The 14,689-nt window shown below is 60.5% G+C and carries 11 protein-coding genes; 8 read left to right on the top strand and 3 right to left on the bottom strand.

The genetic code is table 11. The features are described from left to right. Positions 1-25: 25 nt before the first annotated feature. From AC1DWZ_RS21610 to AC1DWZ_RS21620, 3 genes are all read left to right on the top strand, one after another. Positions 26-505: an ester cyclase gene (locus AC1DWZ_RS21610; RefSeq protein ID WP_477171022.1), complete on the top strand. Its 480-nt coding sequence runs from the start codon at positions 26-28 to the stop codon at positions 503-505. Continuing rightward, on the top strand, positions 502-1,428 hold the full coding sequence (locus AC1DWZ_RS21615; protein ID WP_477171023.1) for an NADP-dependent oxidoreductase: 927 nt from the start codon (positions 502-504) through the stop codon (positions 1,426-1,428). The genes AC1DWZ_RS21610 and AC1DWZ_RS21615 overlap by 4 nt, the downstream gene beginning before the upstream one ends. An 835-nt stretch (positions 1,429-2,263) precedes the next feature. After that, entirely contained in the window at positions 2,264-7,555 is a 5,292-nt protein-coding gene (locus tag AC1DWZ_RS21620) for a beta strand repeat-containing protein (protein ID WP_477171024.1), read from the top strand. A 15-nt stretch (positions 7,556-7,570) separates the two neighbouring features. Here the strand turns inward: AC1DWZ_RS21620 and AC1DWZ_RS21625 are convergent, their stop codons facing one another. Next, entirely contained in the window at positions 7,571-8,500 is a 930-nt protein-coding gene (locus tag AC1DWZ_RS21625; RefSeq protein ID WP_477171025.1) for a TauD/TfdA dioxygenase family protein, read from the bottom strand. A 149-nt stretch (positions 8,501-8,649) separates the two neighbouring features. On the opposite strand from AC1DWZ_RS21625, the gene AC1DWZ_RS21630 reads away from it, so the two are divergent. The 5 genes from AC1DWZ_RS21630 to AC1DWZ_RS21650 all read left to right on the top strand — a co-directional run bounded on the left by AC1DWZ_RS21630 (position 8,650) and on the right by AC1DWZ_RS21650 (position 13,174). Further along, positions 8,650-9,402 carry an SDR family NAD(P)-dependent oxidoreductase gene (locus AC1DWZ_RS21630; protein ID WP_477171026.1) on the top strand — a complete coding sequence of 251 codons (753 nt, stop codon included), beginning with the start codon at positions 8,650-8,652 and terminating at the stop codon, positions 9,400-9,402. Positions 9,403-9,439: 37 nt separating this feature from the next. Further along, positions 9,440-10,009 carry a helix-turn-helix domain-containing protein gene (locus AC1DWZ_RS21635; protein ID WP_477171027.1) on the top strand — a complete coding sequence of 190 codons (570 nt, stop codon included), beginning with the start codon at positions 9,440-9,442 and terminating at the stop codon, positions 10,007-10,009. Further along, complete coding sequence (locus AC1DWZ_RS21640) at positions 10,006-10,530, top strand: GNAT family N-acetyltransferase (protein WP_477171028.1); 525 nt, start codon at positions 10,006-10,008, stop codon at positions 10,528-10,530. Before AC1DWZ_RS21635 ends, AC1DWZ_RS21640 begins: the two co-directional genes overlap by 4 nt. A gap of 71 nt (positions 10,531-10,601) precedes the next feature. After that, positions 10,602-11,489: a DMT family transporter gene (locus tag AC1DWZ_RS21645; RefSeq protein WP_477171029.1), complete on the top strand. Its 888-nt coding sequence runs from the start codon at positions 10,602-10,604 to the stop codon at positions 11,487-11,489. A gap of 206 nt (positions 11,490-11,695) precedes the next feature. After that, entirely contained in the window at positions 11,696-13,174 is a 1,479-nt protein-coding gene (locus AC1DWZ_RS21650; protein ID WP_477171030.1) for a hypothetical protein, read from the top strand. Between the two features lie 105 nt (positions 13,175-13,279). Here AC1DWZ_RS21650 and AC1DWZ_RS21655 read toward each other — a convergent pair whose 3' ends face one another. Together AC1DWZ_RS21655 and AC1DWZ_RS21660 are read right to left on the bottom strand one after the other, a co-directional pair. Continuing rightward, on the bottom strand, positions 13,280-13,753 hold the full coding sequence (locus tag AC1DWZ_RS21655) for a VOC family protein (RefSeq protein WP_477171031.1): 474 nt from the start codon (positions 13,751-13,753) through the stop codon (positions 13,280-13,282). A 151-nt stretch (positions 13,754-13,904) separates the two neighbouring features. Then, the gene (locus tag AC1DWZ_RS21660; RefSeq protein WP_477171032.1) at positions 13,905-14,489 is read right to left on the bottom strand and encodes a TetR/AcrR family transcriptional regulator; all 585 of its coding nucleotides are present in this window, start codon (positions 14,487-14,489) and stop codon (positions 13,905-13,907) included. Positions 14,490-14,689: the final 200 nt, after the last annotated feature.

Raw genomic sequence — 14,689 nt, forward strand, 5'->3', positions numbered from 1 at the left:
CCACGCCAGCCCAGGGAGTTGGACCATGGACAGACCCGATCAACAGCCACCAGCTACGAATCTAGGTGTCACCGGCCTCACCGACGCGGAGCGCCGCGCCGTCGAGACGCTCTACCGCGCCTTCAGCGAGGGCAATCCCGATCTCCTCGACACGGCCGTGACGGAGGATTGGCAGGACATGCCGCTGGCCCCCGACCAGCAGCCGGGCCGCGATGGCATGAAGCCTCTCATCCGCGCGTTTCTCGCGGCCTTCCCGGATGTCGCGATCACCCTCCACGAGATCGTCGGCGCACCCGGCCGCGCTGCCGTGCGCGGCGAGATCACCGGCACGCATCGGGGCATCTGGTTCGGCATCCCGGCCACGGGGAAATCGTTCCGCATGCCGATCCACGAATTCCATCACATCGCGGATGGCCGGCTCACGCATACCTGGCATCTCGAAGATTGGTTCGGCTGGCTGCATCAGGTCGGCGCAGCACCGCTCAACAAGGGGGAGACCGCATGATGAAGGCCGCCCGCATCCATCATTACAACGCTGCGCCGGTCATCGAAGAGGTGCCGGTGCCACAAATCGGTGCCGATGAGGTGCTGGTCCGCGTCGCTTCTGCGAGCCTCAATCCCCTCGATGTGAAGCTTCAGCGCGGTGTCATGCACGCCTTCTTCCCCTTGAGCTTCCCACACACACTTGGCACAGATCTCGCTGGCACGATTGAACAAGTGGGTCCTGGTGTCACTGGCTGGCGCGTTGGTGACAAGGTGCTGGCGCGCACCGATCCCACCCGCAGCGGCGCGCTTGCCGCGTTCGCATCGGTACCTGCCGCCTATCTTGGGGCGGCTCCGACCACCGTCCCGCTGGAAGAAGCAGCTGGCATCCCGACCGCGGCCGGCACGGCCTGGCAGGCTCTCTTCGAAAGCACGGACCTGCAACGCGGCCAGACAATTCTCATCCATGCCGGTGCTGGTGGCGTCGGCAGCTTTGCCATCCAGCTTGCCCGCGCGGCGGGTGCCCGCGTCATTGCAACGGCCTCGGGCAGCGGCATCGACATCGCCCGTAAACTCGGCGCCGATCAGGTGATCGACTACCGCACCGTTGATTTTGCGGCCAAGCTCCGCGACGTCGATCTCGTCCTCGACACGATCGGCGGCGAGACGCAACAGCGCTCCTTCGGCGTGTTGCGGTCCGGCGGCGCGCTGCTCGCCACCAGTGCCACCCCCGATGCAGCGCTCGCCAAGGCGCACAATGTTGCGGCGAGCTTCGTCTTCCACAGCTCCAATGCGGCCCGCCTCAGCAAGATCGTCGAGCGGGTCGATGCCGGTGCCTTGAAGATCCTGCTGGACCGGCAGATCGCTCTTCAGGATTTCGGCGCAGGTTTTGAACACCAGGCCTCCGGCCGAGCGCGCGGCAAGATCATTGTCGATGTTCCCTAATTGTTCTTGACAGATCAACTAGGAATATGATACTAGTTGAATGGCGCGCACATCAATTCTGACAGGCTGAAACTGGCGGCCTCAACGGGCCGGTCATCTGGAATTGCTCGGTTGTCTCTCGGCGCAAGCTGCCTGGTTTCGCGGCGCAGGCCGACCCCTGGCGTTGGGGACCCACGACGCACCTTGGCCGGTGGTGAACCGGCCTCCCGGATCGGCAGGATACCGATCCCCCGAGGATAGGCGGGTGGCCTTTCTCCCGAGGACCAGCGGGGTGCTGGTCCCCCGAAGAGTGGGCGGGTGACCTCTCTCCCTGAATCGAAAGGGCATCGATTCCCCCTGAATCGCATGGGTTACGCGATTCCCTCTGATCGGCAGGACAGCCGGTCATGTGAGCCGGCTGCCAGCCAGACCTTGGCAGCCGGAACGCTGCCCGAGTGATTCCAGATGCCCAGCCCCAAAGCCCAGCCCGGATCGCGCAAATGCCGCGGAAAAAAGGAGGTTTTCCACAGCATTGCCGATCGCCCCGGGGGCTCGGGCATTGCAACAACTTTAAACCGTGAGCAGCACCATATCGTGTAGAGATCGTCACATTTTTGTCGAGCATCTTAGGTATTATTACTGCTATTTCTCATGTCGATTTGTTTCCTATTCCTATTTTGGCCAGGGTCGCGCTGTTGCGTTGCCCGGCCGCTGGAACTTCAGGAGTGAGCCATCATGCAAGATCTGATCGCGCCCTTCTGGCTCGTCAGCAGCTGATCGCGTTCCAGCCCTCGGCTGACTTCCAGCCGTCCATCTCTTCCAGCCAGCCCAACATCCCTGATCTCCGGAGTTCGACGTGAGCACCATTAATGGCGACGATAAAGACAACAATCTGGTCGGTACGGCTCTCGCCGACGTCATCTCCGGCGGCAAGGGCAACGACACGCTCGATGGGGCCGAGGGCAATGACGCGCTGGACGGTGGCGAAGGCAACGACAAGCTCAATGGCGGCACCGGTGCCGACAAGATGGTCGGCGGCAACGGCGACGATGATTACACAATCGACAATGCAGGCGACGTCGTCACCGAGAAGCTGAACGGCGGCTATGACACGGTCACGTTCGCCGACAGCGCGCTGGTCAGCAAGGTCATCAGCAATGTCGAAGGCTATATCTATACCGGCACCAAGGATTGGACGTTCACAGGCGATGCGGCCGACAATTTTCTCAAAGGCAGCTCGGGCAACGACACGCTGAGCGGTGGCGCGGGCAACGACGCGCTGAATGGCGGTACCGGTAACGACAAGCTGGCCGGCGGGACCGGCGATGACAGCTACGTCATCGACAGTGCCGGCGATGTCGTCACCGAGAAATCCGGCGAAGGCGCGGATACCGTCTATTTCGCCGACCAGGCGCTGGTCACCAAGATGATCAGCAATGTCGAGAGCTACGTCTATACCGGCACCGACGATTGGACCTTTACCGGCGACACGGCGAACAACACGCTCAAAGGCGGATCCGGCAACGACACGCTGAATGGCGGTGGCGGCAATGATCTCCTCGATGGCGGCAGCGGTGCCGACAAGCTCACGGGCGGGACTGGCGACGACATCTATGTTGTCGATGACGCCGCGGACGTCGTCACCGAAAAATCCAGCGAGGGCTTCGACACCGTCTATTTCAATGACATCGCGCATGTGCCGACCCTCATCAGCAATGTCGAGGGTTATGTCTATACCGGCACCAAGGATTGGACATTCACGGGCGACACGTCGGACAATTACCTCAAGGGCGGCTCAGGCAACGATACGCTGAGCGGCGGCGATGGCAACGACATCCTCGATGGCGGTGCCGGCATTGACGCGCTGACGGGCGGCAAGGGCAACGACACCTATATCCTCGACAACGCCGGCGACACCTTTACCGAGCTACCGGGCGAAGGCATCGACACCGTCCAATATGGATTGGCGAACATCGATCTCAACGATTCCAAATATGCCTCGATCGAGAATGCGACGCTGTCGGGCAATTTGGCTCTCAACCTGACCGGCACGTCGGGCGACAATGTGCTCGTCGGCAACGCCGCTGCCAACATCATCATCGGCGGCGACGGCAACGACAAGCTGGATGGCGGTGCTGGCATCGACAAGCTGGATGGTGGCAGCGGAAACGACATCTATGTGATCGACGTCGCCGGCGACAAGATCACCGACGCGAGCGGGACCGACGAGGTGCAGTCGGCGACGCTGTCGCTGAACCTTGCGACCTTGTCCGGCGGCGTGATCGAGAATGCGACACTGCTCGGCGCTGCTGCGCTCAACGCCTTCGGCAATACGGGCAGCAATGTGCTGACCGGCAATGACGGCGACAATTACCTGGATGGCGGGGCCGGTGACGACACATTGTCCGGCGGCAAGGGCAATGACACTCTTGTTGGCGGTGCTGGCAACGATGAGATGACCGGCGGTACCGGCAATGACATCTATGTCTTCGACAGCGCTGGCGACAAAGCGCACGAATCAGTTGGTGGGGGTACGGGCGACGAAATCTACTCGACGAATAAGTCCCTCATCGCGCTGACCACTAATATCGAGAACTACTACTACGCTGGCAAGGAAGACTGGACCTTCGTGGGCGATACCGGCAACAATTTGATTGTCGGGGGCAGCGGCATCAATAATCTTCACGGTGACGCCGGCGCCGACACGCTCTATGGCGGCGCCAAGGCCGATACGATCTTCGGTGATGCTGGCAACGACGTCCTGCGCGGTGGTGACGGTAACGATACCCTCACCGGCGGCAGCAATGACGATGACCTCTCTGGCGGGGCCGGCAATGACATCATGGATGGCGGCACCGGTAGTGACTATTACACCATCGAGCAGATCGGTGACACGATCATCGGCGAAACTGCTGGCTCTGGAACACAGGACACGATCCGCACGGTCTTGGAACTCAATCTCAATGATGCGAAATGGGACTATATCGAGAATATTCTTCTCTACAGCTCGAAGGGACTTAAGGCGACTGGCGACGAAGGCGCCAATATCATCTATGGCAGTCTTGGTAATGACACGATTGTCGGTGGCGCCGGTAATGACACGCTGCTTAGCAGCCATCCGACTTACAACACGCTGGCCGGCGGCAGCGACAAGATCAGCGGTGATGCCGGCAACGACACGATTATCGGTGGTGCCGGCAATGACACGATTCTGGGTGGCGCCGACAACGACACCTTGACCGGTGGTCTCGGCAATGACAGCCTTGATGGTGGGACCGGTATCGACGCTATGACCGGCGGCTTCGGCGACGATTCCTATGTCGTCGACAATGTTGGCGATACCGTCATCGAGACCGCGACCGGCGGTACTGACAAGATCAACAGCAGCATCGATTTCGACTTGTCCGTGGGCGGTGCCAACGTCGAAAACCTGACTCTGACCGGCACCGGCAACATCAACGCGACCGGCAGCGGAACAGATAACATCCTGACCGGCAACAGCGGCGACAACGTCCTCAATGGCGGCGCCGGCAAGGATACGATGATTGGCGGTGCAGGCAATGACACCTATATCGTCGACAATGTTGGCGACAAGGTGACGGAGACCCTGGCAGGTGCCGCGGGTGGCGTCGACCTCGTCAAAAGCGGTATCGACTTCAATCTGACGGCACTGGCCAATATCGAGAACCTGACGCTGACCGGAACTGCGGTCACCGGCACCGGCAATGCTTTGAACAACAGCATCACGGGCAACGCCAGCGCGAACACGCTGAACGGGGGGGCCGGCGACGATACGTTGGACGGTGGCCTGGGCGCTGACCAGCTGTTCGGTGGTGCTGGCAACGATACCTATGTCATCGACGATGCAGGCGATGTCGTGACCGAAAAATCCGGCGAAGGCAGCGATACGGTCGCCTCGGCCAACGATGCCTTGCTGACGAAGCTGATCAGCAATGTGGAGAACTACACCTATACCGGTAGCAACAACTGGACCTTCACCGGCGACGCAGCCAACAACACACTCAAAGGCGGTTCCGGCGCCGATACCCTGAACGGCGGCATCGGCAATGACGTGTTGGACGGTGGCACAGGCGCCGACCAGCTCACGGGTGGCGTCGGCAATGACAGCTACTATATCGACGACACCGGCGACGTGGTCGCGGAGCAGGCCAATGAGGGCATCGATACTGTCTACACCTCAATCGACCTCAATCTGGCAACCAAGAATTGGGACGCTATCGAGTCAGTGATCGTGACCGACACCGGCGATCATGTCATCACCGGCAACGATCTCAACAACAGCCTCACCGGCGGCATTGGCAATGACACGCTCGACGGCGGTGTCGGCGTCGATACGTTGAAGGGCGGCAAGGGCGACGACGGTTACATTGTCGACCTGATTGCGGCCGGCGGTGTGGCGAAGCTGCAGGATACCGTCACAGAGAATCTGGACGAAGGTAGCGATACAATCATTCTGCGCACGGCCGGTGATCTCGGTCTCACCAAGGCAACGACCTTGATTCTCGGCGCCAATATCGAGAATCTCGATGCATCGTCCACGGGCAACAACATGCTCAATTTGACGGGCAATGCGCTCGATAACAAACTAACCGGCAATGATGCGGACAACGTTCTGGACGGCGGGTTGGGTGCTGACACTCTCTCTGGCGGTGCGGGTAACGACATCTACATCGTCGATCAATCCGATACGGTCCATGAGGTGACCGGCGAGGGTATCGACACCGTCAAGATGACGGCGACGGTTGCCAACCTGACCTTCGACATGGCGACGAAGTATGAGAATGTCGAGAACTTCACGCTGCTCGGCGCACTGGCCGGCAACATCACCGGCAACGATCTGGCGAACACCCTGACCGGCAATGCGGCGAGCAATATACTCGACGGCGGCCTGGGGGCAGACAAGCTGATCGGTGGCGCTGGCAACGATACCTACGTTGTCGACGATGCGGGCGATGTGGTCACGGAAAAGGCCAATGAAGGCAATGACACGCTTGTCTCAGCCAAAGATACGTTGCTGATACTGACCGGCAATGTCGAAAACTATACCTATACCGGCAGCGACAACTGGACCTTCGCCGGCGATGCCGCCAACAACACGCTTAAGGGCAGTTCGGGCGCCGATACATTGGATGGCGGGATCGGCAACGATACGCTGGACGGCGGCACTGGCGCCGACAAGCTGACCGGCGGGGCCGGCAACGACATCTATTATGTCGACGATGCTGCCGACACGGTGACCGAAGCGGCCAAGGGCGGCACCGATACGGTCTATGCTTCCGTCGACTATACGCTGCAGGCGGGACAGGAAGTCGAGAACATCATCGTGTCCGGCAATACCGGCCTCAACATCCATGGCAACGAGCTCAATAACACCATCACCGGTGGCGGTGGCGGCGACGTTCTCGATGGCGGTGGCGGCAACGATACGTTGATCGGTGGCGAGGGCAGCGATCAGCTCTCCGGCAATACCGGCATCGACATACTGAAGGGCGGCAAGGGCGACGACATTTACGACGTCGACCTTGTGGCGGTTGGAACGACGTCGGTGAAGCTCGAGGATACCGTCACGGAAAATGCAGGCGAGGGCACGGACACGCTGGTCCTTCATCTCGTCACGGATCTGGGTCATGCGTCAGCCACGACCCTGGTGCTGGGCGCAAACCTCGAGAATCTGGACGCTTCCGACACCGGCCTAAACAAGCTCAATCTGACGGGCAACGCGCTGGGCAACTTCCTCACCGGCAACGATGCCGTCAACATTCTGGATGGCGGCGCCGGCAACGACACGCTGGATGGCGGGCATGGCGCCGACACGCTAAAGGGCGGAGCCGGCAGCGACACCTTCCATTACGGTGAAGTCGCTGATGGGGGGACGGGCGAAATCATCACCGACTTCCAGAAGGGCGCCGGCGGCGACGTGCTGGACCTACATGATGTGCTGCAGGGTTTCGCCGGTTATGACGGCACCAATGCCTTCACAGGCGGCTTCCTCAAATTTGAAGACGACACACATGGTGGCACGAAAGTGTTGGTCGACGCTGATGGAGGTGGTGACAATTACGTCGAACTGGTCACGGTCACCAAGGTAACGCTGACCGAGGCCGACACGATCAACATTCATCTCTAGGCGGACAGAGTACCGTCAGGACACTGAAGGAGCCGGCTTTTCCGGTTCCTTCAGCGTCTTGGAATAGCGACCATCAACGCTCACCGGCACCTCGCCGCCGATGGTGGTGCGGCGCATGGTGCGGTTCTGCTTGTCGTAGTCGTTGATCGCGTAATGCTGCGTTGCCTGATTGTCCCAGATCGCCACGTCATGGACGCGCCAGTTCCAGCGCACGATGTTCTCCATGCGGATGACATGGTTCTGCAGCAGCGTGAACAGCAGGTTTGAATCGATGTGGTTGTGGCCGACGAAGCGCTGGATGAAATAGCCCAGCACCAGCGACTTTTCACCGGTCTCCGGATGGATGCGCACGACGGGATGCTGCGCCTCATAGACTTGGGCGGCAAAGACGCGCTCATAATGGCTTTGCTCGTCCTTGGTAGCGGCTGGATGCTGTGCCGCATAATCATATTTGTTACTGTGGACGGCCCACAGGCTTTCGGCCAAGGCTTTCAATTCCGGCGACAGATCCTGATAGGCCGCGACCGTATTGGCCCATAGCGTATCACCGCCATAGTCGGGAATGCGCATCGCGCGCAGCACCGAATAGCGCGGATAGGCATCCACGAAGGTGACATCGGTGTGCCAGACATCGGCCTTGCCGTTGCCGGCGGCGGCATCGAGTTCAAGAATGCCCTTGGTGCCCAGGCGGGCCTTTTCCGTTGGGTGGGCCACGAGATTGCCGAGGAGGTTGGAGAAACGTTCCTGCTGTTCATCGTCGAACTGATCCTGGTCGCGGAAGAAGATCACGCGGTTGGCAAGCAGCGCCCGGCGGATCTCTTCGACCTGCGCGCGGGAGAGGTCGCCGCTGAGCTTGATATTGCCGATCTCGGCACCGATGCGGCCTGACAGGCGCCGGACCCGGATCGGCCCGGCAGTTAGGGGTGCGTTTGCTGCTACACTCATGCCGGCCTCCGGGATACGCCTCTGTTGCGAGGCCATGGGACCATCGAACAACGTGTGGTCTTTGATTCATTGGGTCACGCTGCGGCGTATTTGATCAAGTGACGCGGTCTTCGGTAGCGAAAGCTTCTGCTGATCAAAAGGGGATGGGCATGCGGTTCAAGGGTAAGCGGGTCCTGGTGACGGGTGGCGCGCGCGGGATCGGGGCCGCCACGGCCGATGCCTTCCTGCGCGAGGGTGCCTCGGTCGCCATCGGCGCGCGGTCGATCGGCTCGTTCAATGCTTTTGCCGGCACACGGACGGATGCCAGGGTCGTGCCGGCCATCGGCGAGATCGGGTCCCGGAAACTGGCGGCGGATGTGGTGGGGCAGGCGGTCACGGCACTGGGTGGCCTCGACATCCTGGTGAATTCGGCCGGCCATTTTGCCGAAGTTGCGGTCGAGGATATCGACCAGGCGCATTGGGACCGGATCATGGATACCAATGTCGCTGGCACCTTCTTCTGCGCGCAGGCCGCCCTGCCGGAGTTGAAGAAGAACAAGGGTAACATCGTGAATGTCGCGTCCGACGCCGGGCTGATCGGCTATCCCCTAGGTGCGGCCTATTCGGCCTCGAAGGCTGCAATCATCAATCTCTCCCGCGCCATGGTGCTGGAGCTTGCCCAACAGCTGCGCATCAACTGCGTCTGCCCGGGCAATGTCGATACCGACATGATCCAGCAGGCGGCGGACGCGACCGGCAACGCCTCTTCTTATTTGGCCTCAGCCCATGCACGTTCGCCGATGAAGCGCATGGCGCGGCCGGAGGAGGTGGCGGCCGCCATCCTCTATCTCGCCTCCGATGAGGCCGGGTTCGTGAACGGGGCGATCCTGTCCGTGGACGGTGGCGGGGTCTGTGGGTTCTAGTCGTTGACTCCATTATAAGAGATGATATTCTCTTATAATGGATAGCGAGAATGCCCTGCCAATTCTCATCGGCCAGCGGGTTGCCCAGCGGCGGGCAGCGCTCGGTCTGTCGCTAGACGAGATCGCGGCGCGGACCGGGGTCAGCCGGGCCATGGCATCCCGCATTGAGCGGGGCGAAGTGCATGCCAGCGCCGTGCTGCTGGACAAGCTTTGTGCCGGCCTCGGCATCAGTCTCTCGACCCTGTTCGCCCAGGATGCGGCCTCGCCCCTGCTGCGGCGCGCCGACCAGCCAGTCTGGCAGGATCCGGAAAGCGGCTATGTCCGGCGCGAGGTGGCACCCGCAGGCACGGGTTCGCCGGTGCGGATCGTGGAGGTCGACTTTCCGGCCGGCGCCGAGATCGCCTTCGACCGAACCCGCCACCGCGCGCTTGAGCAGCATGTCTGGGTGTTGAAGGGCGAGATCGAGGTCACCGTCGCCGGTGCCGTCTACAACCTCTCCGCCGGCGACTGCCTGCATATGCGCGTGGCGGAGGGCAACGGCTTCCGCAATGCCAGCGGCAAGCCAGCGCGCTATGCCGTCATCCTTACTTTGGAGCCGATCTCGTGATCTCGCACACCGTTATTCTGCTGACGCCGCAGCAGGCAGAGGCCAGGCGCGCCGGCCTCATCGATCTGCTCGTCGACTCCGTCGAGAGCGGCTCCTCGGTCAATTTCGTCTGGCCGATGACACGGGCGAAGGCGGAAGGCTGGTGGGCGGGGGCGCTCGCCAGCCACGCACGCGGTGAGCGGCTGATCTTCGCAGCGGAAGCCGAGGGGCGACTTACCGGCACCGTGCAATTGATCCTGGCACAGCAGGAGAACCAGCCTTTCCGGGCCGATCTTGGCAAGATGCTGGTCCATAGCAGCGCACGGCGCCAAGGCCTGGGTGCCGCGCTGATGCGGGCGGCCGAGGATGAGGCGCGCCGCATCGGGCGCACGCTGCTCACCCTCGACACTGAAACCGGGAGCGATGGCGAACGGCTTTATACACGCCTCGGCTGGACGAAATTCGGCGAGGTGCCAGGTTATGCCGTGCGCGCCGACAACAGCGGCCGGGAGGCTGCGAGCTTTTTCTACAAGGAGCTTTGAACGACTGAGCCGACTCGCGCATTTTGCTCTAGGGTGCGGCGAGGGATCTCAACAAGCGGGCGGGCACGATCGTGGGAAGCGGACAGCAGGGCAAAGGCATCGCGCTCTATCTTGCCGGTGTTGCACTCTTTGCCGCCAATGATGCGCTGGGCAAATGGCTCGTCACCGACTACAGCGTGGCCGAGCTCATGCTGATCCGGTCGTTGGGGGCGGCTCTGCTGCTCTATGGCCTCCTGAAATCGATGGGGATCAAGCTCGCGCTGCCGGGGCAGGGATGGCTGCATCTCCTGCGCATCGTCGTCCTCGCCGGTGACAGTTTCTCCTTCTATTTCGGGACCAAGGCGCTGCCGCTGGCCGACGTCATGACGTTCTACATGTCGGGGCCGCTGATCATCACGGCAGCCTCAGCCTTGCTGTTGAAGGAGCGCGTGGGCAGGCGACGCTGGACGGCCATCCTCATCGGATTCTGTGGCGTCATCGTGGCGTTGCAGCCGACCAGCGCTGCCTTTTCCGTGTCGGCGCTCGTCGCCCTATTTGGGGCCACATGCTTTGCCTTTGCGATCGTCATCACGCGCAAGCTCAGGGATTGCCACTGGCTGTCGCTGGTCGCCTGGCAGTTCATCGGCTGCGGGATTGTGGGCGCGGTGGGCAGTCCCATCGGCTGGGTGACACCGACACTGCTCGATTTCTGCCTGATGGCGCTGGTTGGGCTGGTGGCGTCCGGCTGCTTCATGCTGATCACGAAGGCGCTGAGCCTGGCGCCTGCCTCGATGCTGGCGCCGTTTCAATATTCGGCGATCGTCTGGGCATCGATCCTGGGCTGGATCATCTGGCATCATGAGCCGACACCACCCATCATCATCGGCAACTGCATCATCATCGGCAGCGGCCTCTTCGTCCTCTATCGCGAGCGCACCTTGAAGGTCGACGTCAATCAGAGGATCGAACCGATCCCCTGATCTCGGCCATTTGTCGGGCAAAAAACCGCACGACAGGATCGGCTTTCCCGAATTGGAAGCCGCGAGGGGACTTCTCCACATTGATTGACTCTACCTTAGCGAGTAGTGTTATGGTGTCACAACCATAAAATATAACCTCACGGCTCGGCGCTGGCTGCGTCGCGCGGACAGAGTTGGGCAATATCTTAACGCAGGAGGGGAATGCCATGGCACGCGACACACGCCCGACGGCCAAGAAGGGTGCGGCTAAGAAGCGAGCTGTCTCAAAACCCCGCGCCGCCATAAAAGTGCCTGCGAGAAAAGTGGCCGCCAAATCTGCGGCGACAGGCCCGCTCATTCACTTCATCGTTCGTGACGAGGATCGTCCTGAGTTGATGGCGATCGGCGATTCCATGTTCAACGGCGTCCGGTCGGCCATGATCAAGGATGAGCTGTCCAAGAACTCGGCAGTGTCCATGTTTGCCGCCGCGGCGAAGATCGAAAAGTATGTGCGGCCCGTCTATCCCCGCGAAATCCTGCTGGATATAGAGAAGGAAGCTCGCAAGAGCATTCCTGAGCTGATCAAGGATTTGAAGACCCTCAAGGCAATCGTCCTTCCCAATGCGGAAGCCTGGCTTTCCACGACGGGGTTGAATGCCCGTCCCGCCTTTCACGACAATGTCGCCTGCGCTGGCGCGACCTATGAAAGCATGTTGAAGCGGACCGGGAGGGAGGCGTTTGCCGACGCCGAAGAGGCGTTCGCGAAGGTGAAGAAGTCCAAGTCGCTGGACTTTGGCGACCTCATTGATCTTTGGTTTGGCTTGAACGACGCCTTCATTCTCGACCCGTCACGTGGGCGGCAGGGCGACAAGATATCCGACATGTCGCAAGTCGATCAGGTCATTGCGCGTCGTCCAAAGCGCCTCCTGATCAACATCGGATCGAACGAGGGCCTTTTCAATTTTGGCCTGCTTGGAAAATTCAAACAATCCGACCTGGATATCAACACGAGCGGCATATACAAGGCCTTGGTAAACGGCGCTGCCGCCCTGGGCGTCGCGCTGGCCAAGGGCCTTGGCGACACCGAGATGGATATCCATTTCAACACGCTGGTACGGCCGCGCGCCGTCCCGAATCTGGCACCCCGCAATGATCGCGATATGCTCTTGGGGCCTGATCCGGTTGGCGGGTACTTCAAGGATTATTCAACAAAAGTTGCTATTCGGAAGTCGGTCAAGACTGAAGTCGTCGAGGCCTTCGACAAGATGATCTTGGCGGCGAACACGGCCTCGTTCGAAGCTCTTCGCGATGCACTTACGGGCACCCATGTTCGCGCGCACAAGGTCGACATCTATGCCGAGATCGAGAAGTATGATGCAAAGCATTGGGGCGATGCGCGCGCCATTGATGTCGGCGTCGCCTGGAAGATGCGCAATCTTCCCTTTGCCACCGGTGACTTCCCGCTAAAACGCCAAGGCGGCGTCTGCGGGCTCGACAACATGCATCCTACCGGCGTCGGCTACGCGAAGATGACACAGGCCATGCTTGAATCCGCAGGCCTGAGCCGAGACCTTATCGACGTCACTAACGCCTTCAAGAATGACTCACTGCTGCAGTCGCCACCCAAAGGTTGGGAAACGACAAACGTCATCGCGTCGGCAATTGCCGAGTTCCTGCTATTGTCGCTGATGCGGCGCGCAAGCTAGCGGTTGGTGCTAGTCACGTCATACGGATAGGTGTCGCCGCAATCTCGGTCAATTCACCGGGACTTCCGGGCGTATTTTATCGTTTGTTTTGGCTCAATAGGGACGTCAGCCACGCCGCGCCGCCTTGATCGCGGCGACGTCGATCTTCTTCATGTTCATCATCGCATCGAAGGCGCGCTTGGCTTCGCCGCCTCCGATCGCCAGCGCCTCGGTCAGCACGCGTGGCGTGATCTGCCAAGAGATACCCCACTTGTCTTTGCACCAGCCGCACTCGCTCTCCTGACCGCCATTGCCGACGATGGCGTTCCAGTAGCGGTCGGTCTCGGCCTGATCGTCGGTGGCGATCTGGAACGAGAAGGCCTCGTTGTGCTTGAATATGGGGCCGCCGTTGAGGCCGAGGCAGGGGATGGCAAAAACGGTGAATTCGACCGTCAGCACGTCGCCCTTCTTGCCCGACGGGTAGTCACTGGGCGCATGATGGACGGCACTCACTGCGCTGTCGGGAAAGGTCTCGGCGTAGAAGCGGGCAGCAGCCTCAGCGTCCTTGTCGTACCAGAGGCAAATCGTGTTTTTTGCCATGTCGCGTCCTTTCGCGTTGAAGCCAAAGGCGGGCCCTATATGCATCCCCGCTTTTCTGAGTTGGGCAGTGCATGCGCGCTTGTCCACCCCCAAAGGGCCCGTTTCGTGTTGGCCACCACAAAGGGCAACTCCTGCAGGGAATACCCCCACCTCAGGAGGCAGCAATCTCACGAACGTATTCGGTCGCCGAATCGAGAAAGGAGTCGGCAAGGCCGGTGTCGTTGACGACGCGCGATAGTATCAGCGCGCCGACCATCATCGAGAGAGTAGCCATCGCCTTGCGGTCCGGTTTGCCGTCGCCATCGCCAGAGCCATAAATCAGGGATTGAAGGACATTCAGATGTGCTTTTATCCCGTCTTCGAATGACGCTTTCACCTCGGGGCTCTGCCGCGCAGCATCTGAGCCGAGCGCCACGATCGGGCAGCCCTCCATCGATTCTGCGCGATGCTCTTTGCTGAGGTAGAATGCGATGACGGCGCCGAGTGGGTCCTCGGGGTTCGATCCGATCGCGGTGAGCCAGCGACGGGTGGCATGTTCCAATGCGCGCGCCGATGCATGCGTAACCAGATCCTCCTTTGACGAGAATTGTTTGTAGAAAGCCCCCTGGGTCAGCCCGGCGCCTTCCATCAAATCCTTCAGCCCGATGCCATCAAAGCCATGCGCCCTGAACAGGCGGCTGGCCACATTGATGACGGTTTGTCGGTTCTCCTCAGCCTGAACGCGGTTTACGCGCATGGTGACCTCACCTTTAGAGTGTAGTCAGGCTCTATAGCGAATATAGAGTATGGATGCAAGCTATTCATGCCATTTACCGATTTGGCGTGAATACTCGCGTATATAGCTAATTTTGTTAGACAGTTGAGATATGGGGGCATTGTACAGCCTCTTTATTCCCATCTTCTTGCTCTGCTCGTCCTCACGACTGCCTTTCATAT

It is taken from the genome of Dongia sp. P2_B8 (assembly GCF_056404715.1).